Annotated in this window: 24 protein-coding genes; 14 read left to right on the top strand and 10 right to left on the bottom strand. The window is 39.1% G+C overall.

All coding sequences use genetic code 11. From position 1 onward, the window contains the following. Nucleotides 1–261: 261 nt before the first annotated feature. From JG479_RS14170 to coaBC, 3 genes are all read right to left on the bottom strand, one after another. A complete protein-coding gene (locus JG479_RS14170) occupies nt 262–3,030 on the bottom strand; it encodes a S9 family peptidase (RefSeq protein WP_200219533.1) in 2,769 nt (922 codons plus the stop codon). Nucleotides 3,031–3,170: 140 nt separating this feature from the next. Beyond that, a complete protein-coding gene (gene slmA, locus JG479_RS14165) occupies nt 3,171–3,758 on the bottom strand; it encodes a nucleoid occlusion factor SlmA (RefSeq protein ID WP_004335558.1) in 588 nt (195 codons plus the stop codon). A 111-nt stretch (nt 3,759–3,869) separates the two neighbouring features. Next, nucleotides 3,870–5,063, bottom strand: a complete 1,194-nt coding sequence (coaBC, locus tag JG479_RS14160) for a bifunctional phosphopantothenoylcysteine decarboxylase/phosphopantothenate--cysteine ligase CoaBC (RefSeq protein ID WP_138489677.1) — start codon at nt 5,061–5,063, stop codon at nt 3,870–3,872. Nucleotides 5,064–5,207: 144 nt separating this feature from the next. Here coaBC and radC point away from each other — a divergent pair, with 144 nt between their 5' ends. The 3 genes from radC (at nt 5,208) to rpmG (ending at nt 6,560) form a co-directional block, all read left to right on the top strand. After that, the gene (radC, locus tag JG479_RS14155; RefSeq protein ID WP_024590645.1) at nt 5,208–5,882 is read left to right on the top strand and encodes a RadC family protein; all 675 of its coding nucleotides are present in this window, start codon (nt 5,208–5,210) and stop codon (nt 5,880–5,882) included. 274 nt (nt 5,883–6,156) lie between these two features. After that, nucleotides 6,157–6,393 carry a 50S ribosomal protein L28 gene (gene rpmB / locus JG479_RS14150; RefSeq protein WP_004335549.1) on the top strand — a complete coding sequence of 79 codons (237 nt, stop codon included), beginning with the start codon at nt 6,157–6,159 and terminating at the stop codon, nt 6,391–6,393. A gap of 11 nt (nt 6,394–6,404) precedes the next feature. Next, complete coding sequence (rpmG, locus tag JG479_RS14145) at nt 6,405–6,560, top strand: 50S ribosomal protein L33 (protein ID WP_004335545.1); 156 nt, start codon at nt 6,405–6,407, stop codon at nt 6,558–6,560. A 201-nt stretch (nt 6,561–6,761) separates the two neighbouring features. On the opposite strand, the gene JG479_RS14140 is transcribed toward rpmG, so the two are convergent. Further along, the gene (locus JG479_RS14140; RefSeq protein WP_004335532.1) at nt 6,762–7,688 is read right to left on the bottom strand and encodes a manganese-dependent inorganic pyrophosphatase; all 927 of its coding nucleotides are present in this window, start codon (nt 7,686–7,688) and stop codon (nt 6,762–6,764) included. Between the two features lie 118 nt (nt 7,689–7,806). Here JG479_RS14140 and JG479_RS14135 point away from each other — a divergent pair, with 118 nt between their 5' ends. Together JG479_RS14135 and mutM are read left to right on the top strand one after the other, a co-directional pair. Further along, on the top strand, nt 7,807–8,322 hold the full coding sequence (locus tag JG479_RS14135) for a hypothetical protein (protein WP_200219532.1): 516 nt from the start codon (nt 7,807–7,809) through the stop codon (nt 8,320–8,322). Then, nucleotides 8,322–9,131 (top strand): bifunctional DNA-formamidopyrimidine glycosylase/DNA-(apurinic or apyrimidinic site) lyase, encoded by an 810-nt coding sequence (mutM, locus tag JG479_RS14130; protein WP_004335526.1) that lies wholly within the window; start codon nt 8,322–8,324, stop codon nt 9,129–9,131. Before JG479_RS14135 ends, mutM begins: the two co-directional genes overlap by 1 nt. A gap of 69 nt (nt 9,132–9,200) precedes the next feature. Here mutM and JG479_RS14125 read toward each other — a convergent pair whose 3' ends face one another. The 4 genes from JG479_RS14125 to JG479_RS14110 are packed head-to-tail and all read right to left on the bottom strand — an operon-like array spanning nt 9,201 to nt 12,754. Continuing rightward, nucleotides 9,201–9,701, bottom strand: coding sequence for a DUF3299 domain-containing protein (locus JG479_RS14125; RefSeq protein ID WP_004335523.1), 501 nt, complete (start codon nt 9,699–9,701; stop codon nt 9,201–9,203). A gap of 14 nt (nt 9,702–9,715) precedes the next feature. Further along, entirely contained in the window at nt 9,716–10,981 is a 1,266-nt protein-coding gene (locus JG479_RS14120) for an ABC transporter permease (RefSeq protein WP_200219531.1), read from the bottom strand. Then, entirely contained in the window at nt 10,978–11,676 is a 699-nt protein-coding gene (locus JG479_RS14115) for an ABC transporter ATP-binding protein (protein ID WP_200219530.1), read from the bottom strand. Before JG479_RS14115 ends, JG479_RS14120 begins: the two co-directional genes overlap by 4 nt. A gap of 7 nt (nt 11,677–11,683) precedes the next feature. After that, a complete protein-coding gene (locus JG479_RS14110) occupies nt 11,684–12,754 on the bottom strand; it encodes a CDP-glycerol glycerophosphotransferase family protein (RefSeq protein ID WP_193225597.1) in 1,071 nt (356 codons plus the stop codon). Between the two features lie 178 nt (nt 12,755–12,932). Here JG479_RS14110 and JG479_RS14105 point away from each other — a divergent pair, with 178 nt between their 5' ends. The 7 genes from JG479_RS14105 (at nt 12,933) to JG479_RS14075 (ending at nt 20,473) form a co-directional block, all read left to right on the top strand. Beyond that, nucleotides 12,933–14,036 (top strand): phosphoribosylaminoimidazolesuccinocarboxamide synthase, encoded by a 1,104-nt coding sequence (locus tag JG479_RS14105; protein WP_004335513.1) that lies wholly within the window; start codon nt 12,933–12,935, stop codon nt 14,034–14,036. Nucleotides 14,037–14,158: 122 nt separating this feature from the next. Further along, nucleotides 14,159–14,821 carry a methylamine utilization protein gene (locus JG479_RS14100; RefSeq protein WP_200219529.1) on the top strand — a complete coding sequence of 221 codons (663 nt, stop codon included), beginning with the start codon at nt 14,159–14,161 and terminating at the stop codon, nt 14,819–14,821. Further along, nucleotides 14,814–17,129 (top strand): bifunctional diguanylate cyclase/phosphodiesterase, encoded by a 2,316-nt coding sequence (locus JG479_RS14095; protein ID WP_200219528.1) that lies wholly within the window; start codon nt 14,814–14,816, stop codon nt 17,127–17,129. Before JG479_RS14100 ends, JG479_RS14095 begins: the two co-directional genes overlap by 8 nt. Next, nucleotides 17,116–17,949 carry a DUF3034 family protein gene (locus JG479_RS14090; protein WP_200219527.1) on the top strand — a complete coding sequence of 278 codons (834 nt, stop codon included), beginning with the start codon at nt 17,116–17,118 and terminating at the stop codon, nt 17,947–17,949. Before JG479_RS14095 ends, JG479_RS14090 begins: the two co-directional genes overlap by 14 nt. Further along, nucleotides 17,949–18,368: a group I truncated hemoglobin gene (locus JG479_RS14085; protein ID WP_200219526.1), complete on the top strand. Its 420-nt coding sequence runs from the start codon at nt 17,949–17,951 to the stop codon at nt 18,366–18,368. The genes JG479_RS14090 and JG479_RS14085 overlap by 1 nt, the downstream gene beginning before the upstream one ends. A gap of 177 nt (nt 18,369–18,545) precedes the next feature. Further along, nucleotides 18,546–19,640, top strand: a complete 1,095-nt coding sequence (locus JG479_RS14080) for a capsular polysaccharide export protein, LipB/KpsS family (RefSeq protein ID WP_234047860.1) — start codon at nt 18,546–18,548, stop codon at nt 19,638–19,640. Next, the gene (locus JG479_RS14075) at nt 19,640–20,473 is read left to right on the top strand and encodes a sulfurtransferase (RefSeq protein ID WP_200219524.1); all 834 of its coding nucleotides are present in this window, start codon (nt 19,640–19,642) and stop codon (nt 20,471–20,473) included. The genes JG479_RS14080 and JG479_RS14075 overlap by 1 nt, the downstream gene beginning before the upstream one ends. Before the next feature lie 450 nt (nt 20,474–20,923). Here the strand turns inward: JG479_RS14075 and JG479_RS14070 are convergent, their stop codons facing one another. Continuing rightward, nucleotides 20,924–21,283 (bottom strand): DUF5522 domain-containing protein, encoded by a 360-nt coding sequence (locus JG479_RS14070; RefSeq protein ID WP_004335496.1) that lies wholly within the window; start codon nt 21,281–21,283, stop codon nt 20,924–20,926. Between the two features lie 43 nt (nt 21,284–21,326). On the opposite strand from JG479_RS14070, the gene JG479_RS14065 reads away from it, so the two are divergent. After that, the gene (locus JG479_RS14065; protein WP_004335492.1) at nt 21,327–21,653 is read left to right on the top strand and encodes a hypothetical protein; all 327 of its coding nucleotides are present in this window, start codon (nt 21,327–21,329) and stop codon (nt 21,651–21,653) included. A 276-nt stretch (nt 21,654–21,929) separates the two neighbouring features. Here the strand turns inward: JG479_RS14065 and JG479_RS14060 are convergent, their stop codons facing one another. Continuing rightward, complete coding sequence (locus JG479_RS14060) at nt 21,930–22,898, bottom strand: class 1 fructose-bisphosphatase (RefSeq protein WP_154903726.1); 969 nt, start codon at nt 22,896–22,898, stop codon at nt 21,930–21,932. A 154-nt stretch (nt 22,899–23,052) separates the two neighbouring features. On the opposite strand from JG479_RS14060, the gene JG479_RS14055 reads away from it, so the two are divergent. Further along, on the top strand, nt 23,053–25,482 hold the full coding sequence (locus tag JG479_RS14055; RefSeq protein ID WP_200219523.1) for a zinc-dependent metalloprotease: 2,430 nt from the start codon (nt 23,053–23,055) through the stop codon (nt 25,480–25,482). The last annotated feature ends 106 nt before the right edge of the window (nt 25,483–25,588 follow it).

Genomic DNA, 25,588 nt, shown 5'->3' with positions numbered 1-25,588 from the left:
TTAATCATTTTGCGGGGCTAAACGTGTCGCTACCTGCGTTAAAAAATTCTCATTTACGACTGCATGGATGCAGAAGGTAGAGCAATGCAGGAGCAATTGCCGAGAACAACTAAATATTGAATTTTTTGCCTAGCTATCAACACGTTTTTCCAGCCTCAAAATAGCTTATTTAATTAAGCGAATTGGTATAAGAAATACACATTTTAAAAACGAAAAAGCCGATATTGTTTTATGTAATATCGGCTTTTTTGTGTGGGTTATTTACTCTTCAACGAATGCTTCGCCTTGTGTCATCCACTTTGCAGCTGGTTTGCCTTTTAAGTAATGATCAAAGTACTGCATCATACGTACTGAAAAATCGACCTGATTAGGAAACTTTTTCAAGTGGTGTGGTTCACCTTCGTATTGTAAAAAGGTTGCATCTTTACCAGCGCGGCGAAGTGCTAAGTAGTACTGCACGCCTTCGTGCCAAGGCACTGCATCGTCTTTATCGCCAAACATAATTAAAATAGGGGTATTTACTTTATCTGCAAAAAACACCGGTGAGTTTTCTATGTACAGCTCTGGTGCTTCAAATAAGTTTTTACCTATACGGCTTTGCCCTGTTTCGTATTGAAACTGACGAGCAAGACCTGATTTTAAACGTATGCCACTGTAAGCACTTGTCATGTTTGATACTGGCGCGCCAGATACAACCGCTTTAAACATATCTGTTTGGGTTATCATAAACGCACTTTGATAGCCTGCCCAAGAGTGACCTTGTAAGCCTATTTTATCTGGGTCGGCTATGCCTAAATCTATTAATTTTTGGGTGGCGTTTATCATGGTTTGCGTTGACGATTTACCCGGGTGACCTATTTCAAAACGAATATCAGGTAAAAATACCGCATAACCGTTTGAGGTAAACATAGGGAAATTAGGGCGATGGTTTAATTCCATTTTTGGAAAATCAAACATGCGTTGACTCATGTAACGATAAAAATACACTACCACAGGTACTTTATCGCCTTTTTTATATCCCGCAGGTTTTATTAATACGCCTTGTAAATCTTCATCGTCAAAGCCTTTATAGCTTATTAGTTCTGGCTTTTCGCCCCATGCAAAATTACTAATTTGTGGGTTTAGGGTGGTCACTTGTTTTGGTGCGCTAAAGCTAAAATCTGTTTGGTAGTAATCAGGAAATTGGCTATAAGTTTGCGAGGTAAATAAGTACTTGTCAGCCTTTTTGGCTTTTTTAACCATATCAAAGCGTTTATTACCGCTAAGCACCTTAGTTAGTGTGTTAGTGGTTAAGTCGAGCTTTGCAACTTCGCTTTGTTTAGTTTGTAAGTTAATAGCAGAGACAAGTAATGTATCGCCTTTTTTAAAGCCCACTTGGGTTTTATCAAGCTTAATAACACGGTACTGCGTATTGCTTTGCTTACCATTAGTTAGGCGTTTAGCTTGCTGCGTTTTTACATCAAACGCCCAAATATCGTATTTACTATAAGCAAGCACTTGGCTGTTATCGGTCATCCAACCTGCAAAACCATAACCAGGTTGAGTAGATGGGTAGTCGTGTTTATCATCAGCAAAGGTTGCCTGAATCGCTTTTGTAAGCGGTGTTACTTTATTATTTTTTAAATCTTTTAACTGTATTTGGCTATCGCTAAAATAAGCCGCAAACTCACCATTAGGGGCAAGGCTCGGTCTAAACGGGTAGTTACTTATAATTGGAGTTTGTTTACCGGTATTTATATTTACTGCAAAGTAATCAGCAAAAAAACCGCCGTACATTATTTTTTCTAGGTAGGGGATGTTAGATGAGCCAAGTAAAGACACATCTCGCTGAGGGTTTAGTGCAACCTCTGGCATGTTTGGTGTACTAAGTTGCGCAACTTTTTGCGAGTTAACGTGATACACCGCACTGTAATGGCGATTTTTATTAACTTCGTTCCATTGCTGCTCTTCACGTGGTTTTATTTGCGCATCGTTGTTGTGCCATACATTAAGGCCTTTGTGTTCACGTATGGTATCAAAATCGTATAGTGAGGCTTCGTCGGTATATTCTTTAGTTTTTACTTTGGCTGCCAATTTAGGATGGTTTTCAAAATATAAACGCTCGCCATTTTCTGACCATTCAAGGGTGGCTGTTTTACCTAAAACCCATGCTTTATTAGGTGAATCTATAGTTGAGAGCTTCTCGTTTTTATATAGCTGTAAAGTGTAGTTTCGGCGGCGCGTGTCATCATTTACATAGTTACCCAATGTAAACGCTGCAATATTGTCAGTGGGGTGCCACGCTATTTTATTTGCGATTACGCCCGGTTCATCAATTAATATGCTGCTATTAAAGTCACTGAGCTCAATTAACGCTATTTGGTTGTTATTACCATCGCTGTAACTTTGACTCACTAATAGCTGGCTGTTAGCTGAGTTAATAGCGTAGCTAAATACGTTTTCTATTGTATGGGTGCGTTTATCAGATAAATTTACGATAACAAGCGCATAGCTCTTATCTTTTTTATCGGGCGTGATAGCGTTGTCTTCTTCGTTTTTAGTGCTATCGGTTTTATCTTCTACTTTTGCGTCATCGTCTTTTTTATTTAAACGATAAGCAAGCCACATACCGTCATCAGATAACGTGTAATCTTTTACATCAGCAAAGCTTTGTTGGGCACCTGATTGTGTGTTTACGAGTACCAGATTGTTTTTAAGTGTGTCTTTTTTTTTGGTTGTTTCTTTTTCAAGTAAGGTAGGTACTTGTGTAAAAGCGACCCAGTTAGCGGCTTTATTAATATGAGGCTTAGTGCCGCGTTCTACTTCTGCGATGAGTGTATTGCTTTGTAGTGAGTAAACTTGACCAGTTGCATTTCCACGATACGGCGTTGCACTAAAAGTGAGTACTTGACCATTGTCAGATAGTTGTGTGCTTTTAGCTGATTTAAAACTAAATACGTCTTTAAATTGTAGCGATTCTTTGGCGTGTATGCCGGTGCTAGTTAAGCTGGCAACGAGTGCCGTGCTTAATAAGGTGAGTTTTGTTTTCATTATTGATTCTCGTATTATGACATTGTTTCATTGTAACGAGTTTGGTTCATAATTCGAGCGGATCAGATAAATGGCAGCTACATACGACAAAACGACCCGTAGGTCGTTTTTTAGTATTCAATTTATTAATTTAGCAAACATTACAGCCAAATTTTTTGTAGCTCAAGCCATTGCTTTTCAAATTGAACACTTGGTTTTGCTTTAAAATCGCTACGTACAAATTGATTCATTTTGCCTTCAACGTAGGCTAGTAAAAAGTTTGCAAGTGTAAGCTCATCACTTTGAAAGTTTTTACCTTCACGTAATTTGCGCTCACGAAGTACTTGTTTAAACTGAGTTTCTAGTTTTTCAAACAAGGTTTGTACACGTTCGCGTAAACGTTCTTGCTCACCTTGCAGAGCATCACCCGTTAAAATACGAGTAATGCCTGGGTTTTTTTCAGCAAAGGTTAGAAGTAATAATAAAATGTTGTAAATGCGCGTTTGGCTTTCTTTTTCGTTTTCAATAATAATATTTATACGAGATAAAAGGGTATCTTCAATAAACTCAATTAAGCCCTCAAACATACGCGCTTTGCTCGGAAAATGACGGTATAGCGCGGCTTCAGACACACCCACCTCAGCAGCTAGTTTTGCTGTGGTGATGCGTTGCCCTAAATTAGTTTCTAACATTTGTGCGAGTGCTTGCAGTATTTGCTCTTTGCGATTACTTCTTTTTGTCGCAGGCATGAACATTCCTTTTTATTAGTTATTCTTAGTGGCGCAGTTAAGAACCCTAGTCATTTTTTGTTCAAATGATTGGCGTATGTTAATGTTTTATTCAGTTTGTTTCCAGCCTTTTTATAGATGTTTAGCCAGCTGTTCGATCACCTTGCGAGCTATTTCTACTTTACTTGTTGTTGGTAATTCTAGTTGTTCATTGTGCCAGTACAGTGTTAAAGCATTATGATCGGAATTAAACCCTAAGCCACTTTTTGATACGTCATTAGCGCAAATCATATCTAGATTTTTATTTTGTAGTTTACCTTTAGCATAGCTTTCTACATTTTGAGTTTCGGCGGCAAATCCAACCGTATAAGGGCGGTTTTGTGTAAGGTTTGCAATAGCTGCAATTACGTCAGGGTTTTTAGTTAAAGTAAGAGTGAGTTCGTCGCCTTGCTTTTTCATTTTTTGAGTCGCAATGCTTGCAGCTCGATAATCCGCAACAGCAGCGCAACCTATAAAAGCATCAGATTGTGGTGCATAGGTAAGTGACTCAGTTAATAGCTCCTCAGCGCTTTCTATATTAATAAGGTTTACGCCAGTAGGGGCTTTTATAGTGACAGGACCCGAAATTAAATTAACCTTAGCACCGAATTGCAAAGCGGCTTCTGCTAGTGCATAACCCATTTTTCCAGAACTGTGATTTGATATAAACCGTACCGGATCGAGAGGCTCACGCGTTGGGCCTGCCGTTATTGTAATTGTTTTTCCTGCAAGTAATTGCGGTTGCTCTTTTGCTGTACATAGTGCAACTAGCTCATGTGGCTCTAACATGCGCCCAGCGCCGATATCGCCACAGGCTTGTTCACCTTTACCTGGGCCCCAAATAAGTACGTTACGTGCTTTTAATGTGGCTAAATTTGCTTGTGTAGCTGCGTGTGCATACATTTGCTGGTTCATGGCTGGTGCTACGGCGACTTTTGCAGGCGTTGCTAGCAGTAACGTTGTTAGTAGGTCGTCAGCAATGCCGGCTGCCATTTTTGCAATAATATTACAGGTAGCTGGGGCAACTAAAATTAAGTCAGCCCATTTTGCAAATTCAATATGCCCCATTGAAGCTTCAGCAGAAGGGTCTAGTAATGAGTCAGAGACTGTTTCTCCACTAACGGCTTGCATGGTCAGTGGTGTAATAAAGTGTTTAGCTGATTCAGTCATAACTACTTTTACTTCACAACCAGCGTCTTTTAATCGCCTAACGAGTTCTGCGCATTTATAAGCTGCAATACCGCCGGTAATACCTAGTACAATTTTTTTGTTTGTTAAGTTAGTCATGAATGTTCATCAGTTTTTATTAAATATTGGGCTTAAAATAACAAATCTTTACCCGTACAGCGAAGTTTTTTAATTCGAAATAACAGGCTAAATTTTAAATTTGCATTACATTTATAAGACACTTTCGCCTCTCAAGGATGAACAATGCAACTTACTTCACTTCCAAACTCACTTCGACCTCGTGAAAAACTCATCTCCAAAGGAGCTAAAGCGCTTACTGATGCAGAGCTCCTTGCCATATTTTTACGAACAGGGTTACCGGGAATGAATGTAATTGAGTTGGCTCAGCATCTATTAAATGAAAATAAAACCCTACATAATTTGTTTAATGCCAGTATTGAGGAGTTTTGCTCTCAAAAGGGGTTAGGGACCGCTAAGTATGTGCAGCTACAAGCTGTATTAGAGCTAAGCCAACGTTATATGCAGGAGCGTTGCCAACGAGATGCCGTGTTTAATTCGCCAAACTCAGTTTATGACTATCTAACAATCCAAATGCGAGGCTTGCAACAAGAAGTATTTATGGTGTTATACCTAGATAGCCAAAATAGATTAGTAAAAGACGAAATACTTTTTTATGGCACAATTAATTCTGCCAGTGTTTATCCGCGTGAAGTGGTAAAGGCTGCCCTTAAAAATAATGCAGCCGCTGTTATTTTTGCGCATAATCACCCAAGTGGTATTGCAGAACCGAGCCAAGCAGACAAACTTATTACTAATAAATTGCAGCAAGCACTGCAATTGGTCGACATAAGTGTGCTCGATCACATCATTGTTGGTGGAGAAACCTGTGTTTCGTTTGCCGAGCGAGGCCTGATTTAGCTTTGTTAGACACATAAGTGTGTTAAAAATGAGCTGTTTAACGTGTTTTGGCAAATTAGTTTAATTTAAATGCAGTTTTTACTTTCCCTAAGGGCATTCGATCTTTATAATTAGCCGCTATCAAATTTACATATATGAGCTGATTGGATAGATCAGTGTTTGATCTTTGCCTGTAAAAGCTGTATAAAGAGCGCCCTTCGATTTATCTCTAGGGCGGAAATACACGGCCTTAGATTAAATTAAGCTCGAGCGAAGTTATTGGAGATATATAGACATGTCTAAAGTATGTCAAGTTACAGGTAAGCGTCCAGCGGTTGGTAATCACCGTTCACACGCGAGAAACGCGACTAGACGTCGTTTCCTACCTAACCTACAAACACACCGTTTTTGGGTTGAAAGTGAAAAACGTTTTGTAACATTACGCACTACTACTAAAGGTATGCGTATTATCGATAAAAAAGGCATCGACACGGTTCTTACAGAAATCCGTGCTCGCGGCGTTAAAGTTTAAGGATCTGAATCATGCGCGATAAAATCCGTTTAGTTTCAACTGCCGGTACTGGTTTTTTCTACACTACTGACAAAAACAAACGTAACATGCCTGAGAAGATGGAAATCAAAAAGTTTGATCCAAAGATTCGTAAACATGTTCTTTTTAAAGAAGCTAAAATTAAGTAATTTTAGTTCTTCTTTTAGAATTTAAAAACCCAGCTTAGGCTGGGTTTTTTGTTTTTAAACTATGATTAGCGAATTGACGTAAAAAACCTCGTTGGCATAACCAACAAGGCTTTTAAATCAAAAAACGTTATACCAATAGCATTTAATTAGTGATTTATTTAATGCGATAAAATAATCATGTTTTTAATAAAATTGGTATCATTAGATTTTTGTGAATGCATCTTGTAGTGGTGGTACTACTTGCTTTTTACGGCTCAGTACACCATCTAACCATACTTTATCATTCTCTGGTTTTACACCGTAAGCCTGCTCAACTAAGTTTGCATCGTCAGATACAATTAGCATTTCTGAGCCTTCTTTCATTATATCGGTAAGCAGTAAAAATACAGAGTGGCGGTTGCCCTCAACTTTTAGCTTAGCAATATCGGCTGCAAGGTCTGCTTTAATATCGTCAAAAACAGCAAGGTCGATTACTTCTAGCTGGCCAATGCCTACTAGGTTACCGTTCATGTTGAAATCTTTAAAGTCACGCATTACTAAATCACGTGCTGGTGTGTCTTCTACCGCAGATTTAACGCGGAACATATCCATACCAAGTTCTTTAAAGTCTTCGATGCCTGCAATTTCAGCAAGCGCTTCAACACATTTAATATCGGCTGTGGTACATGTTGGCGACTTAAATATAACTGTGTCGCTTAAAATTGCACACATCATGATACCAGCGATGTCTTTAGGGATTTCTACGTTGTAGAAGTCATACATCATTTTAATAATGGTGTTTGAACAACCAACAGGACGAATCCAACATTCAAGCGGAGTCGATGATGTTAAGTCACCTAATTTATGGTGATCTACCACACCAACAACGCGAGCTTGGTCGATATCATCAGGTGCTTGTGTTTTTTCTGTGTGATCTACAATATACACATCTTCACCAGCGTAGCTTAACTTAAGCTCTGGTGCTTCAAAACCAAATCTATCAAGAATAAATTGAGTTTCAGGTGAAACTTCACCAAGACGAGTTGGAATTGCTGGCTCATCAATTTGGTTTTTTAAATAAGCCAGTGCAATTGCACCACAAATAGAATCTGAATCTGGGATTTTATGGCCCACTACATACATAGACATTGACGGAACTCCTTTAAATTTGTCGATATTCTAACAAAGTCTGCGGCCTTTAACATATAGACAGCGCAATTAAGTTTTAGTTACACTTTAAAATCTTGAATTTACTAGGTGTATTTATATGCGACTGGGCCGTAAAGGTTGGAACAACGTTATAATATTTTCGATGTTGATTATGATCTTCTTTTTAAATGGCTGGCATAAGCAATTTTTAGGAGGTGAGGATAAACCAGCGTTACAAGCTGTACTCCCCCAGCAAAGTTTTGTACTCACACTGCAATTTGTTGATCAAAAAATTGAGCGAATAGGAACAAGCTGGCGTACAACACCACTACAAAAAGATATACCGCTCGTGTGGAAAGCGTCTGAGCAGCAGCTTAGTGATTTAGTTAACCAATGGCAAGGCGCGGCGTTAATGGGGGTTAATGAGTCTGTTGTTTTTAATCCTAATGCGCCTTTATACGTTGCTACATTTGAGTTAGCTGGCGAAAGTATGCCGTGGGTTTATTTGCTCTACAAAGGCGATGGTCAATATTATTTACTCGAAAAGAGAAGCCAGCGAATACTCGCACTCGATTTAAAAACTGCTCAGCAGTTATTCCCTAGTTTTGATTTTTCACAAAGTGAGTCTAATTAATGCCTGAATTACCAGAGGTAGAAGTGAGCCGAATGGGCATCACTCCCCACGTACAAAACCAAGTTGTTACAAAGGTAAATATTTACAATGCCAGTATGCGCTGGCCAGTGCCCGATGACGTGTATCAACTTGAAGGGCTAATTGTTACAAGTATTGAACGACGAGCTAAATATTTACTTTTACATTGTGAGCTTGGGAGCACTATTTTACATTTGGGTATGTCAGGTAATTTGCGTGTAGTAGATAAAAGTGAGCCGCTTAAAAAGCATGACCATGTAGAGTTTATTTTTGGCAACGGTAAAGCGCTGCGCTTAAACGATCCTCGTCGTTTTGGTTGTTGCTTATGGCAAGAGCCCGGTGAAGTGCATAAGCTACTCTCTAAGCTTGGACCTGAGCCGCTTACCGATGATTTTTTTGCTAAACGCGTGTACGAACAATCGCGCAATAAAAAAGTACCGGTAAAGCAGTTTATTATGGATAACGCAGTGGTGGTTGGTGTTGGTAATATTTACGCGAATGAATCATTATTTAAAGCGGGTATACATCCAAAGCGAGAAGCGGGAAAAGTATCGCTCAAACGCTATCAAGCACTTATCCCTATTATAAAAGACACGCTTGCGGCGGCTATTACACAAGGTGGTACAACGCTTAAAGACTTTGCACAAAGTGATGGTAAGCCTGGGTATTTTGCTCAAGAGTTATTAGTATATGGGCGTAAAGGCAAGCCATGTATGACGTGCGAAAACGAATTAGAAGAAATTAGATTAGGGCAACGCAGTACTATTTTTTGCTCAAATTGCCAAAAGTAGTTATTTGAATTTTACCGACTCTAAATTTAATGAGATTTAAGGGCCAGCTTTAAAAGCGGGCCCTTTATTTTAAAGCTCGAACGGTGCTACACCGACTGCCTTCATTTTATATCCTACCTGCGCTATTTCGCCCGACCATGTTTCTGTGCTTATTATTCCGGTTACAACGATTGCGTCGTACAGACTATCTATAGGCACACCACCTTTAATCGTTACATGGACTATTTGATTTGGCGGTGGTGGTGGTACGTGTATACAGGCGCCAAAATAAGGCACGAGTAAAAACTCAGTAATAACTTCGCTATCGCCCTCAAGTGGCACAACAAAACCTGGCAAACTTACCGATTGACCATCAAGCGCTTTTACCACTGGAGCATCTAAATCGGGTTGCACCCAGTTTTGATCGCTGCCTTCGTGATTAGCTTGTGCTTGAGTGTCTATTTGCATATGACCTTTGGGAATTAAGTCTTCCCAAAAAATTTCTTTTGGTGGATTGGCATAACTCGCTACGCTTATAAATAATAAGCTAATAGCAGCAATGTATTGAAAAGCTGTTTTAAAAAATGTCATAAAATACCTAAAAATTATGCTTTTATACTCATGCCATCGCTGAGTGAATAAAAATAAGCGCGAGTAGCGGGTATTAAGCCAATAACAAAACCTGCGGCCATAATAACCCCGATTAAGCCCAGTTCATAGTAAGAGAGCATTGTGATATTTACGCTTATACCGGCATGGCTTTGTAAGTAACCGCCGGCTGAAAAAATAACTAAATAGTAAAGCGCACTACCCACTAGGCAACCAAGTAAAGTTGTCAGTAATGATTCAATACTTATAAGTGTAAATAAATGCCAAGGGCGAGCGCCTACTGAGCGCAATATAGCAAGTTCGCGACGTCGCTGGCTCAGATTTGCAAGCAATGTCGTTAACATGCCAAGTAGGCTAACTAACACGACAACAGCTGAGAATAGTAATAGTATTTTTTCTACTATGGCGAGCATTTCCCATAACTCTTTAAGTGTTACGGTTGGCATAATGCCAAGCAGGGCTTCTGGCTTATATTGATTTATATTGCGCCTAATTTGTAATGTGTACAAAGGCGAATTAAATCCCATTAAAAATGCTGTAATTTGCTTAGGGTGACCGACTAGGTTGTTATGTTCGTCATGCTCATGCTCATGCTCATGCTCATGCTCATGCTCAAGGCTCGCTTTACCGCCGTGAATTAAATCGATTGCAGCCAAAGGAATATGCAGCGTTTTATCAACTGGCGTGCCTGTTGGGCTTAAAATGCCGACGACTTTAAATGGGTTGTCGTCATGATGATGAAAACTGGTGTTCCCCATGCCGTGCGATATAACAATAGAGTCGTTAAGTTTGTAGCCTAGTTTATTTGCAACTTCACTACCTAGCACTACTTCGTTAATTGCGGCAAAAGGGCGGCCTTTGTTAAAGGTTAGGTTTTGTTTTTTTGCAAAGCGATAATGGCTAAAGTAATCAAGTGTTGTGCCTAGTACCGCTTGGCCTTTATGGCTGTCGCCTAGGCTTATAGGTATGCTCCATTTTACGCCTCGCTGACTTGTTATGTATTTATAACTTTTCCAACTTACGCCGTTATTAGTATGACCAATTCTAAATACTGACGAAAGCAGCAACTGTATATCGCCGGTACGCGCACCAACAATTAAATCAGTGCCCGAAATAGTATTACTAAAACTACTTTTAGCATCAATTCGTACACGTTCAATACTCAAAAGTAGCATTACACTAATTGCGATAGTAAATAATGTAAGCAGTACACTTGCACGGCGATTTAATAAGCTTTTGTAAGCAAGTTTAGCGATGATCATACCTGCTCCTGCAAATTTATAAGGTCAATGGAGCGGTTAAATAAAGGCTTTAGTGTTTCATCGTGGCTCACAAATACCAGCGTACTATTAGATAACTTTGCTTGTTCAAACAGTAGCTTTATAAAGCTTTCACGGTTATTTGTATCGAGTGCAGATGTGGGCTCATCAGCAATTATTAATTCAGGGCTGCCTATAAATGCGCGAGCGGCAGCAACGCGCTGTTGCTGTCCAATGCTCAGTGTCGCTACATCTTTATGGTGATACTGGGCTGTAAGGCCTAAAGCATTTAATAACCGTATCGCTTCTTTTTGTAAGGCAGAGTTTTTATTTGATGATTGCTTTAATATTTTTTGTTTTCGACTTTTTGAAAACTCACACCCAAGCGTTATATTTTCAATAGGAGTTAAATAAGGAAGCAGGTTAAAGTTTTGAAAAATGTAGCCAATGTGATCCGCTCTAAAAACATCACGGGTGGTATTGCTTAATGTAGTTAGGTTTTGGTCTAAAATTGATACCTCACCGCTAGTGGCTGTATTAATGCCAGCAAGAATCGCTAATAAGGTCGATTTACCTGAGCCACTAGGACCGTGTAAAAAAATATGCTCACCTTTTTCTATAACTAACTCTTTTATGTTGAGCGTGGGTGAGCTATCGCTTTTATGCCACTTAAAAGTTACGTTTTTAAGGTTTATCATTATCAGATTACCAACCCCAGTAGTTTAGATCTTTACGCATTTTTAGCTGTCTTATTATATTTAATGGCTTGGGTTTTAGTTTTTCGTTACTTTGTAAAAATTCATTAGCTGCATTTAATACGCGTTGGCTAGATTGGCCATCGGTATACGGATGAAGTTCCTGGCAATAGCTTTCAATATTTTGCATTAAATCACTAGGTTTAGTAAGCGCGTGTTCAATAGCTGCTTCTACTTCATCTGCGTCGGTAATATCAAGTAAATGAGGAAGTGGTTTTTGATTACAAAACGTGACTACCGGTTTACGTAGTAGTAAAAACATTAAAAGAACTGACGATGTATCGCACAGCATAACATCAGCAGCTTGCAGTAACGGCAAAACGTTATCGGTTTCAATAAATGTTAGATTTTTATTACTCAGCGCTTTGTATTTATTAACCCATTCGGCAGGCATTTTAGGATGAAACTGCATCAAAATACGCCACTTGCCTTGTTCACTAAAATGTTTTATTTGCTTATATAATTTAGGAGCAAGTGATAGCTTTCGTGAGAAAGTAGAGCATATAAGTAAAGTAGGGCGAGGGTCGTCGCTTACATAAGGATTATTTGAAGTATTACTAAAAAGTGGATCGAGTGTTGGCCAGCCAGTTTCAGTTACTTTAAAGAAACCATGCTGCTTAGCTAGCTCTTTAAATCGGGTTGTTGTATTTGGGCCTTGCGTACAATATAAATCGTAACAACCACGAATAGTAAAATGACCACGATTACCTTCAGAGCTGCGCTTTTCAGAATTAAAACCATGAAATACAGCTACTTTTTTACCTGGAATAAAGCTAGGTACTATATTACCCGGTATAAATGTAATGTTTGGAGCCCAGCTTTTTACATCTTTTATGGTATGCAAACGTGGCTCGTCTGTGGTTAAAAAATCGGGGTTTACTTCGCTACCCGCTAAAAACCAGCGTACTTCACCACCATGTGCCAATATTTGCGCCTGCAAAGGTCTCAAGATAGCGTATGAATAATTCTGAGAAATATACATTAAGTATTTTTTATTTTTAGTGGCAGTTAAGTAGTTCAAGCTATCTCCTCAGGCTGGTTAGCACATTAAGTTTACCTCATTGCGACTCGCTTATAAATATATGCCTTTATTTGTTTTAAGCATCCGATTGAGCTTTGAGGTTGGCTAGATTATTATACAGCCCATATAACCCCATACCATACTTTGCTCAAAGAGCATCCCTAACCCCGGAGATAGCATGACTAGCTATAAAGTTTTAGACGTAAACGATGATTTACCCATTCGTACCAAAGGTGAAGTACACAGCGGTAAAGTTCGTTCAGTTTATTGGTTAACTGATGAAGACAGCGCTCGATTAATTAAAGATAAAGGCTATCAAGTACCAACAGGTACTGAGCTTGCGATTATGGTTATTTCAGACCGAATCTCTGCATTTGATTGCATTTGGCAAGGCGAAAACGGTTTAAATGGCGTACCAGGTAAAGGTATAGCGCTAAACTCAGTGGCAGCCCATTGGTTTAAGTTATTTGATAAAGCGGGTCTTGCGGGCAATCATATTGTAGATATTCCGCATCCGTATGTGTGGATTGTACGCAAAGCCAGTACAGTAAAGGTGGAGGCAATTGCTCGCCAATATATTACGGGTAGCATGTGGCGCGATTACGCTAAAGGCATACGTAACTTTTGTGGTATTGAATTACCAGAGGGTTTAAAAGCGAACCAAAAGCTTGATAACGTTTTAATTACGCCATCAACAAAAGGTATTATTGAAGGCGTTGCTGATATTCCGCCAGTTGATGATGTAAATATTACTCGCGCTAACATTACTAATAACTTAGATGTATTTAACTTTAAATCGGCAGATGATGTAACCAAATACGAAAAACTGTTAGTTGAAGGTTTTAAATTAATTAGTGATGAACTAGCGAAGCTTGACCAAATTTTTGTAGATACTAAATTTGAGTTTGGTTATGTAGAGGATTTAAATGGCGCGCAACAGCTTATATATATTGATGAAGTAGGCACGCCTGATTCGTCACGTATTTGGGATGAAGCTGCTTACAAAGACGGTAAAATTGTTGAAAATTCTAAAGAAGGCTTTCGTCAATTACTGATTAATAACGTGCCAGAGAGCGACGTATTATTAAATAAAGATCGCATGAGTGAGCGTGAGCAGTTAGCTAAAGATTATATTTTACCAGAATCAGTAATGCTTGAAGTGTCAAATACCTATGTTGGCATAGCGAGTAAAATTGTTGGCAGAGATATCGTGATCCCTGAAGATCCTCGCCAAGAAGTTATTACTATTTTAGATAACGATTACGGATTAATTGTTAAATAACAGCACTTAAGTGCTAATAAAGCCAGTAACTAAATCTTTATTTTTAGTTACTGGGCTATAATTCTTGCAATTAGTGCTCGTCTCTAATTAACTTAACCTAACATTAATGTTTAGGTATTGTTATGTTTGAACGGGCATTGCAAAAGTTTGCTAAAAGTCATTACTTTTTAGCTATAGGTTTGTTTTTTAGTCAGTTTGCTTTAAGTGCAAATATTGAACTAGTAATAGAAGATCAACACGGCCAAAAGTTATCAGGTGCTGTGGTTGAGCTAAATATTGCTGGTAAACAAGCCACACCATCAAATTTGCCCATTGCTATAATGGATCAAGTCCATAAGCAGTTTTTACCCGAATTATTAGTTGTACAACAGGGTCAAAAAGTTAACTTTCCTAACAGCGATAATATTCGCCATCATGTTTATTCTTTTTCACAAGCTAAGCCTTTTCAACTAAGATTATATTCAGGCCAACCAAAAGAGCCCATTACGTTTGAGCAACAAGGGGTTGTTGTTTTGGGGTGTAATATACATGACTCTATGGTTGGCTATATTTATGTAGCTAACAGCGAATTCGTATATAAAACAGATAAAAAAGGCTATGTAAGTTTGCCTATTAATACACTGCCTGCACAAGTGAGTGTATGGCATCCATTACAAACAGCACCATTGGAGAATAAAAAAATGATAACAATTAATTCTCAAAAACAGTTACAGATAACAGTAAACACATCAACTCCAGCACCTAGAAATACCTTTGGTAGTAAGTTTAAGGCTGGTAATGACTAATAGTTTACGAAATCGCATAACCATTTTATGTGTTGGCTTAGTGTTATTAACCACTATGGTCAGTTTGTTTAGTTTTTGGTGGTCTACAAGTAAGTTTCAAGAAGAAAAAGTAAATCAAGATATTACCGTAGCGCAAAATGTTTATAAGCAATATTTAAAGTCAAAAGAAAGCCTACTGTTAACCGCTGCAAAAGTACTCACCTCCGATTTTGGTTTTAAGCAAGCTGTAGCAACGCGAGATGCAGGTACAATCAGCAGCGTGTTGTTTAATCACAGTCAGCGTATTGATGCCGAATTAATGTTGTTACTTGATTTATCGGGTAAGCTAATTTCCGCTAATACTGATGAAGACGTTTTTGCACACAACTTAAAGCCCTTGATGGAAGAGCTTTTAAGTGCGCCAGAAGAGTCTAGCTTTGTGGTGCTTAATAACGAACTGTATCAAATTATTTTATTACCTGTAAAAGCGCCACGTACAGTAGCCTATAGTTTGGTGGGCTTTAAAATTGACGACAATGTAGCCCATGAACTAAAAAGCTTAACAGGCATGGATGTAAGTTTTATAGGCAGTGCTGACGATATTGTTATTAGCTCATTAGCTAACCGCCCTGAGCAATTTGAACCTGTTAGCTATTTTAGTACCGTAACCACATCGCGGTTTTTTGGTGAGTATTTAGTGTATCGTAACCGAGATATAGATTTACCATCGTTGTTGACCCATCCCATAATTATTTTACTGAGTGCCGATTTAACACAAAGTTATAGTGACTTCGAAAAACTGCTTTTTACACTCATTATTTTAGCTATTTTAACTATGTTGGTGGGTGTTATTACAAGCAGCATATTTGCAAATAATTTAACTACGCCACTTACTCAATTAGCTGTAATAGCAAGGCAATTTGCACAAGGTAATTATGCATTTGAATTCAAAGGGCGAAGGCAAAGTACCGAAATAGACACGCTAGTCGCAGCGTTTGATAGCATGGGTAATGATATTAATCAGCGCGAGCAACAAATTAGCTTTCAAGCCAGGCACGACTCCCTAACAGGCTTTTATAACCGCTCAGCAATGCTTGAGGTGCTTGATGATGAGTTAGATTCATCAGCCGAGTACACGCTCGTTGCAATAGACATAAAAGGTCTTCGCCACATAAACGATAAGCTCGGTCCGCGCATTGGTGATGACTGCCTAAAGGCCGTTGCTTGCAGAATAAGTGAGTTTTCGGATGAGTTAGGGGGCTTTCATGCCCGTATTGGCGGCGATGAGTTTTTAACTGTATTTCCGACTGCTGCAGCGCGTGAACACAAAAGCGGTATTGTTGGATTAATGGCACAATTACAAGCGTGCTACACCATTCAAAAACTAAAAATTAATTTACGCTTTAGTGCAGGCATTGTGCAGTATCCTACACAAGGTATTGCAAGTGATGACTTAATGCGCCGTGTGCTAATTGCAGTTGAAAGTGCTGCAAACAAACAAGAGAGCATACATTACTATCAAAATGGCGAAGACGAAGCGCACTTAGATCGCTTAATAATGCTTGATGAATTAAAGCAGGCTATTAGTGATGACGATGGTCAATTGTTTATGACTTATCAGCCAAAATTACATTTAAAATCGCAAAAAATAGATAAAGTTGAGTCGCTTATTCGCTGGCAGCGAAAAGATGGTAGCTGGGTCAATCCTGAACTGTTTATCGACTTAGCTGAGCAGTCGGGGCTTATTGTTGAACTTACTGGGTGGGTTGTTAATACGGTTGTAGCACAAGTAGCTGATTGGCAGTCTAAAAATATAAACTTACAGGCTGCAATAAATGTATCTGCGCAAGATATAGCATTTCCAGGCTTTCATGCAGCATTAGTTCGTACGCTTAAAAAGTACAAAGTAGATTCTAAGCTGATCACTATTGAGCTTACTGAGCGCGATATGATCGAAAACGAAGAAAAAGGTATTAAAGCGCTCGAAAACCTAAAGGCAATTGGCGTTAAAATATCATTAGATGATTATGGTGTAGGGCAAACATCACTTGGTAGATTAAAAATGCTGCCTATTGATGAGCTTAAGCTAGATAAGTGCTTTATCCTAAAACTTGATGAATCGCAAAAAGATCAATTTATAGTGCAATCATCAATTACGCTGGGACATCAGCTAGGGTTCTCGGTTGTAGCTGAAGGGGTTGAAACGCTTGGCTCATTAAATTTACTTAGAGGCATGCAGTGCGACCATGCACAAGGCTATTACTTAAGTAGGCCTTTAAAAGCAGAGCTATTAGAAGAATGGCTGGAGGAATACTATGCAAAAAATTAAATACTTATTAGCAAGTTTGTTTTTAATAGTTAGTGTGCCGAGCATTGCAAGCAATGGAAAACTGCTAGCTACGCCGGGAGTTTCTCAAATTGAAGGCAGTGGCGGCGGGGGGATTGTACCGTGGGCACAACTTGCTGGGTACGCAAGTGATGATGAATTCTCGGTAAATGGCTTTTGTAGCCGCGCAGATGTAACCGACTACACACTTGACGTATGTGGTGCACAACTTAATTTATTTAATCGTGTTGAGCTTAGTTATGCCCAACAGCGCTTTGATGTACCAGCACTTGATGCTGAAATAGAGCAATCAATTACAGGTGCTAAAATACGTTTGTATGGCGATATTGTTTACAGTGATTGGCCACAACTTAGCTTAGGGATTCAGCATAAATCACTGGATGATGGCAGTATTTCAACACTTGTAGGTGCAGAAGATACCAGCGGCACTGACTACTACCTCGCTGCTAGTAAATTACATTTAGGGGCTATTGCTGGCTATAACTGGTTTTGGAACGTAACTACACGATACAGCGAAGCTAATCAACTTGGTTTACTTGGTTACGGTGGAGAAAATACTAGCGGAAAAGTATTATTTGAAGGCAGCACAGCACTATTTTTTAGTCGCGAAATAGCCGTAGGTGTTGAGTATCGTCAAAAATCAAATAACTTAAACTTAGGCGAACAAGATTGGAAAGACTTATTTGTAGCGTGGATGCCTAACAAGCATGTGAGTGTGACAGCGGCTTACCTTGATTTAGGAAGCATTGCAGGGGCTGACGATCAAACAGGTTGGTATTTATCGGTAACAGGGTATTGGTAATGAAAAGCGTTGGTATTTTTTTGATTTTTTTAGGGTTGCTTAGTGGGTGTGCAAATTCTACTAAGCTCTCACTTTATCAAAAGCTGGATGGTAAAGCGGGGATAGGCAGAATTGTTGATAGCTTTATCTATCAAATAGGCAATGACGAGCAGATAATTCATTACTTTGAACACAGTAATATAGCGCATTTCCGCCAAGGATTTATTAATCATGTGTGCATGTTAGTAGAGGGCCCGTGTACATACGATGGCGACTCTATGGTGGCAATTCATACTGGTATGCATATTACAGAGAAAGATTTTAATCATGTTGTTGATTTGCTTATAAATGCAATGAATGAGCAAGATGTTAGCCATAGCTTACAAAACGATATTCTTTCTAGAATGGCGCCACTTCGTGATGAAATTATAAAAATGTAACTATAAAGCTTTCAAAGTAATTATTAAGTAAAGGGAACCTTGCTTTGATTGCATTGTCCACATAGAATTATTTCATAAAAACAACAATTGGCAAATATAGCTTGTATGGCTTATCTATTTATTTCTCGCAAAAATGTACACGCAAAATACTATAAAAAAATAATCAAAAGATTGTCGATGAATTGCCAATTACACATCATGGGAGCGCCTAAGCTTTCTGCTGTGAAATATTTAAAAGATGCGTTCCAAGTTAATTTTACTGGTGTAGTAAACTCTCAACTAAAACGTAAAAGAGCACGTAATACAACTTGGAATAATTCTATCATTACTGCGGTTTATAGTGCTGGTTTAGTTTTATTTGAACGATTACGATACGCTAAGTATTTAGCCTTATTAACCGAGACTAATCCTGAATGCATTGTTATTTGGAACGGCAATAAACTTCCAAATACAACCGTTGCTATGGCTGCAAAAGCATTAGGTGTAAAGCAGTTTTATTATGAAAATGGTTTACTACCCGGTACAAGCAGTTTAGACCCTAATGGTATAAACTATAATGCGTCGTTAAGCCGTGACCCTTCTTTTTACCTAAATTTTGACCCACAAAATAAGTTAAACTTTTCTGCGCCGGATTTAATTCCAAGAGCTGATCATAAAAAACGCTGTGAATTTGAGTGCGCCGATGTGCCAGAACGCTATATATTTGCGCCTTTTCAAGTACCTCATGATACTCAATTAGCTAGCTTTTCTCCGTGGATAAACTCTATGGACATGTTTTACGACGAGGTGATTAAAGCTGTCAAAAGCTTAAATGATCCAAGTTTAAAAGTGGTTTTTAAAGAGCATCCGTCGTGGCATAAGCATTACGCTCATCTTTATGAAAAAGATCCGATTGCAATCTTTGCTAATGGAAATCAAACGAGTGATTTGATTAAGTGCGCAGAAGCCGTATTAACGATTAATTCAACGGTCGGCTTAGAAGCATTACTGCTAAATAAACGAGTTTTAACTCTTGGACAAGCCTGTTACAACATTGAGGGTTTGGTAAAGCATGCGAGCACTGCAGAGCAGCTTGCAGCAAATCTGAACGAAGTAATGCAGGGCTGGCAACCAAATACATTATTAAAGGATAAGTTTTTTAGCTTTATTGAACATGTATATTGTATTCCTGGCGTTTGGAAACACACTGAAGATAAACACATTAAAGCGATTGAAGCGCGTTTTACGGGTAATGACGAGTTTGCTAAATATCATGGTGATAAGGAATCGTAGTGAAAAACCTAATTAGCTGTCAGCAATTACACGAGCAACTCCACAACCCTGCATTAGTGATATTTGATGCAGGTATGCTGCGCCCAGGTGTTTTGGGTACTTATTCGCCGCAAGCAATGCTGCCCAACGCTAAACGTTTTGACATAAAAATCGAGTTGGCCGATAGATCAAATTCCTTACCAAGTACGGTATGCAGCGAGCAGCAGTTTACCCACGTGATGCAAAATGCAGGTGTAAATAACGATTCGTTTATAGTTGTATATGAAGATGGCGGTTTATTTAGCGCAGCAAGGGCGTGGTGGATGTTTAAAGCTATGGGGCATCACAACGTAAAAGTACTCAGTGGTGGCCTTAAAAAGTGGTTAGAGAGCAGTTACGCCACACAGCAAGGTTATAGCAAATCGTTAGGTAAAGGTGATTTTACGGCAAGCTATAATTCTGAGTATTTTATCAATAGCCAACAAGTGGTTGACGCAATCGATGAGCCCAGCACTGTATTGCTAGATGCACGTGCTTATAAGCGTTTTACAGGCGAAGAAAGTGAACCCCGAAAAGGCATGCGTAGCGGGCATATCCCAAATAGTCGCTCGTTGCCTTTTATGGATTTACTTAATAAAGGTGAAGCTAAACCACTTGCCGAAATTAAAGCGATATTTAGTGACGTGGTTGATGATACGCAGCAGTTACAGTTTAGCTGTGGCTCAGGTATTACAGCCTGTGTTTTAGCGTTATTTGCTACTGAATGTGGTTACAGTAATTTAAGCGTTTATGATGGCTCGTGGAGTGAGTGGGGTGCAAGTGATTCATTACCCATCGCCACGGGAGAAAAATAGATGTGTTGGATATGTAAAGCTTGCTCACGTTAAAGCCGCAGCGCCTCTAAACCTCTTTGTGAATAACAGTATTTAAAAATATTACTCACAAGGAGAAGTGAAAGAGAAGAAAATGAGAAGGTAAAAACCAGTGCTTGCTCGTATTTGAATACTCTTTTTATACAATCACTTACTCTAAAAGCGCAGCGCCTCTAAATCTCTTTGTGAATAACAGTATTTAAAAATATTACTCACAAGGAGAAGTGAAAGAGAAGAAAATGAGAAGGTAAAAACCAGTGCTTACTCGTATTTGAATACTATTTTTATACAATCGCTTACTCTAAAAGCGCAGCGTCTCTAAATCTCTTTGTGAATAACAGTATTTAAAAATATTACTCACAAGGAGAAGTGAAAGAGAAGAAAATAAGAAGGTAAAAACCAGTGCTTACTCGTATTTGTATTAAATAGCTTTTACTTTCTAAAACCATAAGGGCAGTTTTTACAACCATTTTTGCAGCACGAACCACGCTTTAAAAAAAACCACTTACTAAATATCATGTAACCACTTTGCATGGTGTAGTCGAGCCCTTCAATTAAATTGTCGTTACCTCTATATTGCTTTGCAAAGTCTATTTGGGTTTTAATAGGTTGTGTATAAACACCCTCTAAAAAAGTATTTATTTTATTAAGCGTGCACTTGCGGCATAAACAACTTGTTGCTGTGATATCAAGCGGTAAAATAGCCGGCAGCTCATTGCACCAACACGCTGATATATCGTCTACATTACACGTTAAAGTACTGTGGCATTGAGTGCAGTTAAGTTCAGTCATTATAATTCTTTTTAGTAACAGTGAGCCAAGAATAACAAATATTATGAATACACAAAAAGCATTAGCTGAATTTATTACATTTGGTGAGCAAAGGGACGAAGCTATATCGGTTATCGTTTCAAGCCCTGCTGATAGCAATAAAACTCATTATACTCTCTCAACCGAGGTTTTAATTGATGTGCTTAAACGCTGTTTAAGTAACGAAATAGACTTAGATGATTTAGAGCTTTGGGCAAACGTAATTGAATCGCGAGATGATATTGATTGTACTGAGCACGAAGGTTTTATTTATGCGCTCAGTAATAGCGAGCAAATGGGAGAGCTTAATCATCAAAAGCTTGCTCAAATAGTTGCCTTAGTAAAAGTTTGATTTTTTTAAAAGCGAGGTGTAAAACCTCACCTACAAAATACACCAAACCGTAGGTGCGAATTTATTTCGCGCTCATGTAACGTGGCTTTGGTGTTTAAAAAGCGAGGTATAAAACCTCACCTACAACATGGGGCATAGACCTGTAAGTGCGAATTTATTTCGCGCTCATGTAACGTGGCTTTGGTATTTAAAAAGCGAGGTGTAAAACCTCACCTAAAAAAAACCGCACTTCAATTGAATGCGGTTTTTTAAATTGAGAACAACCGTTTTAAGCGATTATTTATGATATCCCAAGCACGTTTCTACTTCGTTTTTAGAACCTAAAATAACAGCTACTCGCTGGTGGATTGCATCAGGCTGAATATCCATAATACGCTCAGTACCGGTGGAAGCGATACCGCCAGCTTGCTCTACTAACATAGCCATTGGATTTGCTTCGTAAAGTAGGCGTAATTTATTTGGCTTTTTAGGATCTTTAGTGTCTGTAGGGTAAGTAAACAAACCACCACGGCTAAGCACGCGATGTACATCGCCCACCATTGCTGCAATCCAGCGCATATTAAAGTTTTTAGCGCGCGGGCCTGTATCGCCTGCTAGCAAATCATTGATGTAGTTTTGCATAGCTGGCTGCCAATGGCGTTGGTTAGACGTATTAATGGCAAATTCGTTTGTATCAGCAGGGATTTCGGCAAAATCTTGTGTAAGTAAAAAGCTGCCTTGTGTTTTATCAAGGGTAAACATGCGCGTGCCTTTACCTGTAGTCAGCGCAAGCATTGTTGATGGCCCGTAAAGTACGTAACCTGCTGCAACTTGTTTGTGGCCTGGCTGCATAAATATGCTTTGATCAGCAGCGTCAGAGCCTTCAGGCGCTTCCATAATAGAAAATATAGTACCCACAAGTGAGTTAATATCCGTATTTGACGAGCCATCGAGTGGATCAAATGCCACTATAAATTTAGCGTCTGGGTTACCTGCTACTGTGTAGTCTTCTTCTTCAGAGGCGATTGCTTTAACCGTACCTGATTCCAGTAAAATATCTTTTAACAGCTGATTAGATAATACATCGAGCTTTTTTTGAGTTTCACCTTGAATGTTTTCATCAAGGGTTGAGCCTAATACGCCAGAAAGCGCGCCTTGACCAACGCGAAACGAAATTTCTTTACATGCCGCTAAAACTGTTCGAATTAATGATAAAAGTTCTCTTGAACAACCATCTTCAAGTAATACTGGAGGGAGTCTACGCATTCTATTTTCCTGATAACGTGTTAAAACCAATCATAATGTGAGAGAGATTAGCTTAGAGCGCTGAAATTCGTCTTAAATAACTGTATTGTTTAAATAGCACCCTATAATGGGACCACCTAATCGTACTTAAAACACAAATAACAAAGATAAGATTATGAAAAAAATACCACTACTAAGTTACATATTCTTTACTGTGCTGTGCTCTATCATAACTCAAGCGCACGCAGCAATTAAGTCAATTGATGAATTTACTACGCAAATGAATCATTTTCCGGGCTATTATTCGTTTTTTTACGATACCCAAAACGGAAAAGTATATTTAAAAGTTGATAAGTTTGAACAACAATTTTTACTGCAGCAAAGCTTGCCTTACGGTATTGGCTCTAACGACATAGGCCTTGATAGAGGTCAGCTTGGTAATACTCACCTTGTGCAGTTTGAGCGTTTTGGCGACAAAGTAATGCTACGCGCTGTAAATACTTACTATCGTGCTAACACAAGTAACAAGGCTGAACAGCAAAGTATTAAAGAAGCGTTTGCATCAAGTATACTTGCTGGTTTTAAAGTGGTTGCAGAAGATAAAGCCACAGCACTTATTGATTATACGCCTTATTTATTAAGTGATGTACATGGCGTAAGTCGCAAGCTTGCTGCACGTAAGCAAGGCAACTTTAGCCTTGATGAATCACGTAGTGCCGTTTATATGAATCGCTCAAAAGCATTTGTAAAAAACACCGAGCTTGAAGCTGTACTTACATTTAAAGGCACAAAACCAGGTGAATTTGTTCGCCAAGTAAGTGCCGACCCTTATGCGCTTACTGTTCATATGCATCATTCACTTATTCAATTACCAGATGATAACTACACACCTCGTAAGTTTAATCCGCAATCAGGTTTTTGGAGTATAGAACATAAAGATTACGCAGCGCCGCTTGGTGAGTCTATGTATGTGCGTTATATACCACGTCATCGTCTAACTAAAAAGGACTCAAGCTTACCTATTAGTGAGCCTGTTAAACCAATCGTTTATTACCTTGATCCTGGCGTTCCAGAGCCCGTTAAAAGCGCTTTGCTTGAAGGTGGAAAATGGTGGAACGACGCATTTACGGCTGCAGGATATAAAAATGCATTTATAGTAAAAGTGCTGCCAAGTAGTGCCGACCCTATGGATATTCGTTACAACGTCATTCAATGGGTACACCGTGCAACGCGTGGTTGGTCATACGGAAGTTCTGTAATCGACCCACGTACAGGTGAAATACTTAAAGGGCATGTAACACTTGGCTCATTGCGTGTTCGCCAAGATATTTTAATAGCTGAAGCACTCGCTGCTCCTTATTTAAAAGGCAATGAAGTTGCTAAAAACTTGCAAGCAATGGCGCTTGATCGTATTCGCCAATTAAGTGCGCATGAAATTGGTCACACGTTAGGTATTGCTCATAACTTTGCGGCATCGGTAGGTGATAGAGCTTCTGTAATGGATTACCCACATCCGCTACTTAGTTTTAATGAACAAGGTAAGCTTGATGTAACGCGCGGGTATGCAACAGGCATGGGCGTATGGGATACCCAAGTAATTAAATATGGCTATAGCGATTTTACTAACCAAGATGAAAGCGCAGAACTCGCTGCTATTTTAAAGGAGAGCAAAGCCAAAGGCCTTGAGTTTATATCAGATAGCGACGCTCGTGCTAAAGGTGGCGCACATCCAACCGCTCATTTATGGGATAACGGCACTAATCCTTCGCAGGAGCTTTTACGAGTACTCGACGTACGTAAAAAAGCGCTTTCGCAGTTTGGTATTAATAATATTAAAACGGGCGATTCATTATCGCAATTAGAGGAAAAACTAGTTCCGCTTTATCTGTTTCACCGTTTTCAGGTTGAGGCTGCGGTGAAGCTTATAGCCGGTGTTGATTACGAATACGAAACACGCAGTGACTCACCCGTAAAAGGTGCGCAAGTGGTTGATAAAAAAATGCAACAAGAAGCGGTAAACGCTATTTTTGCAACGCTTAAGCCAAGTAACTTGTTACTTCCTGAATCGGTACTATCACTTATTCCACCAAAAGCATACGGCGAGTCTAAGTCGCGCGAGAGCATAGTGGGGCGCACAGGGTTAACGCTCGATGCAATGGCATTACCCGAGGTTGCAGTGCAGCACAGCTTGTCGCTTTTATTAAACGCACAACGTTTAAACCGCCTAGCGCAGCAGCAAGCACGTAGTAATGACTTTTATAGTTTAGATGAGTTACTTGAGGAGCTATATGGCCAAGTGTTTAACGCGTCATCACCTAATACAATGACAGGTAAAATAACTCAGCGCGTGCAATTTTTAACTGCAAAAGCCATGGCTGATTTAGTAGCAAGCGATAGTGCAAGCCCTGAAGTGCAAGCGCAGTTACGTTACTACTTAGTTAAATTGAGTGAAGACTTTAACCAAAACTCAATGCTGAGCCATACAAGTACTGGCGAGAGTGCGTTTAAGCAATATTTAGCTGAGCAAGTAAATCAGTTTTTAATTAAAGGGCAATGGCCAAACAACTTTAAAGTGCTGCCAATCCCACCGGGCTCACCAATTTAGAATAAAAAGTAGAAGCGCTTATTTTAAATCAATCATTTAATCAATCATAAAGCAAAACACCGAGTATATTTATACTCGGTGTTATTTTATTCTAAAAACGAATACG

This window comes from Pseudoalteromonas sp. LC2018020214 (genome assembly GCF_016598755.1).
GTDB lineage: Bacteria > Pseudomonadota > Gammaproteobacteria > Enterobacterales > Alteromonadaceae > Pseudoalteromonas > Pseudoalteromonas distincta.
The sequence above is the reverse complement of the archived record's forward strand: the minus strand, read 5'-3'. Positions and strand labels throughout refer to the sequence as shown.

Coding starts and splice junctions, on each gene's coding strand:
- JG479_RS14170 (WP_200219533.1), bottom strand. CDS start 3,030: ATGAAAACAAAACTCACCTTATTAAGCACGGCACTCGTTGCCAGCTTA.
- slmA (WP_004335558.1), bottom strand. CDS start 3,758: ATGCCTGCGACAAAAAGAAGTAATCGCAAAGAGCAAATACTGCAAGCA.
- coaBC (WP_138489677.1), bottom strand. CDS start 5,063: ATGACTAACTTAACAAACAAAAAAATTGTACTAGGTATTACCGGCGGT.
- radC (WP_024590645.1), top strand. CDS start 5,208: ATGCAACTTACTTCACTTCCAAACTCACTTCGACCTCGTGAAAAACTC.
- rpmB (WP_004335549.1), top strand. CDS start 6,157: ATGTCTAAAGTATGTCAAGTTACAGGTAAGCGTCCAGCGGTTGGTAAT.
- rpmG (WP_004335545.1), top strand. CDS start 6,405: ATGCGCGATAAAATCCGTTTAGTTTCAACTGCCGGTACTGGTTTTTTC.
- JG479_RS14140 (WP_004335532.1), bottom strand. CDS start 7,688: ATGTCTATGTATGTAGTGGGCCATAAAATCCCAGATTCAGATTCTATT.
- JG479_RS14135 (WP_200219532.1), top strand. CDS start 7,807: ATGCGACTGGGCCGTAAAGGTTGGAACAACGTTATAATATTTTCGATG.
- mutM (WP_004335526.1), top strand. CDS start 8,322: ATGCCTGAATTACCAGAGGTAGAAGTGAGCCGAATGGGCATCACTCCC.
- JG479_RS14125 (WP_004335523.1), bottom strand. CDS start 9,701: ATGACATTTTTTAAAACAGCTTTTCAATACATTGCTGCTATTAGCTTA.
- JG479_RS14120 (WP_200219531.1), bottom strand. CDS start 10,981: ATGATCATCGCTAAACTTGCTTACAAAAGCTTATTAAATCGCCGTGCA.
- JG479_RS14115 (WP_200219530.1), bottom strand. CDS start 11,676: ATGATAAACCTTAAAAACGTAACTTTTAAGTGGCATAAAAGCGATAGC.
- JG479_RS14105 (WP_004335513.1), top strand. CDS start 12,933: ATGACTAGCTATAAAGTTTTAGACGTAAACGATGATTTACCCATTCGT.
- JG479_RS14100 (WP_200219529.1), top strand. CDS start 14,159: ATGTTTGAACGGGCATTGCAAAAGTTTGCTAAAAGTCATTACTTTTTA.
- JG479_RS14095 (WP_200219528.1), top strand. CDS start 14,814: ATGACTAATAGTTTACGAAATCGCATAACCATTTTATGTGTTGGCTTA.
- JG479_RS14090 (WP_200219527.1), top strand. CDS start 17,116: ATGCAAAAAATTAAATACTTATTAGCAAGTTTGTTTTTAATAGTTAGT.
- JG479_RS14085 (WP_200219526.1), top strand. CDS start 17,949: ATGAAAAGCGTTGGTATTTTTTTGATTTTTTTAGGGTTGCTTAGTGGG.
- JG479_RS14080 (WP_234047860.1), top strand. CDS start 18,546: ATGAATTGCCAATTACACATCATGGGAGCGCCTAAGCTTTCTGCTGTG.
- JG479_RS14070 (WP_004335496.1), bottom strand. CDS start 21,283: ATGACTGAACTTAACTGCACTCAATGCCACAGTACTTTAACGTGTAAT.
- JG479_RS14065 (WP_004335492.1), top strand. CDS start 21,327: ATGAATACACAAAAAGCATTAGCTGAATTTATTACATTTGGTGAGCAA.
- JG479_RS14060 (WP_154903726.1), bottom strand. CDS start 22,898: ATGCGTAGACTCCCTCCAGTATTACTTGAAGATGGTTGTTCAAGAGAA.
- JG479_RS14055 (WP_200219523.1), top strand. CDS start 23,053: ATGAAAAAAATACCACTACTAAGTTACATATTCTTTACTGTGCTGTGC.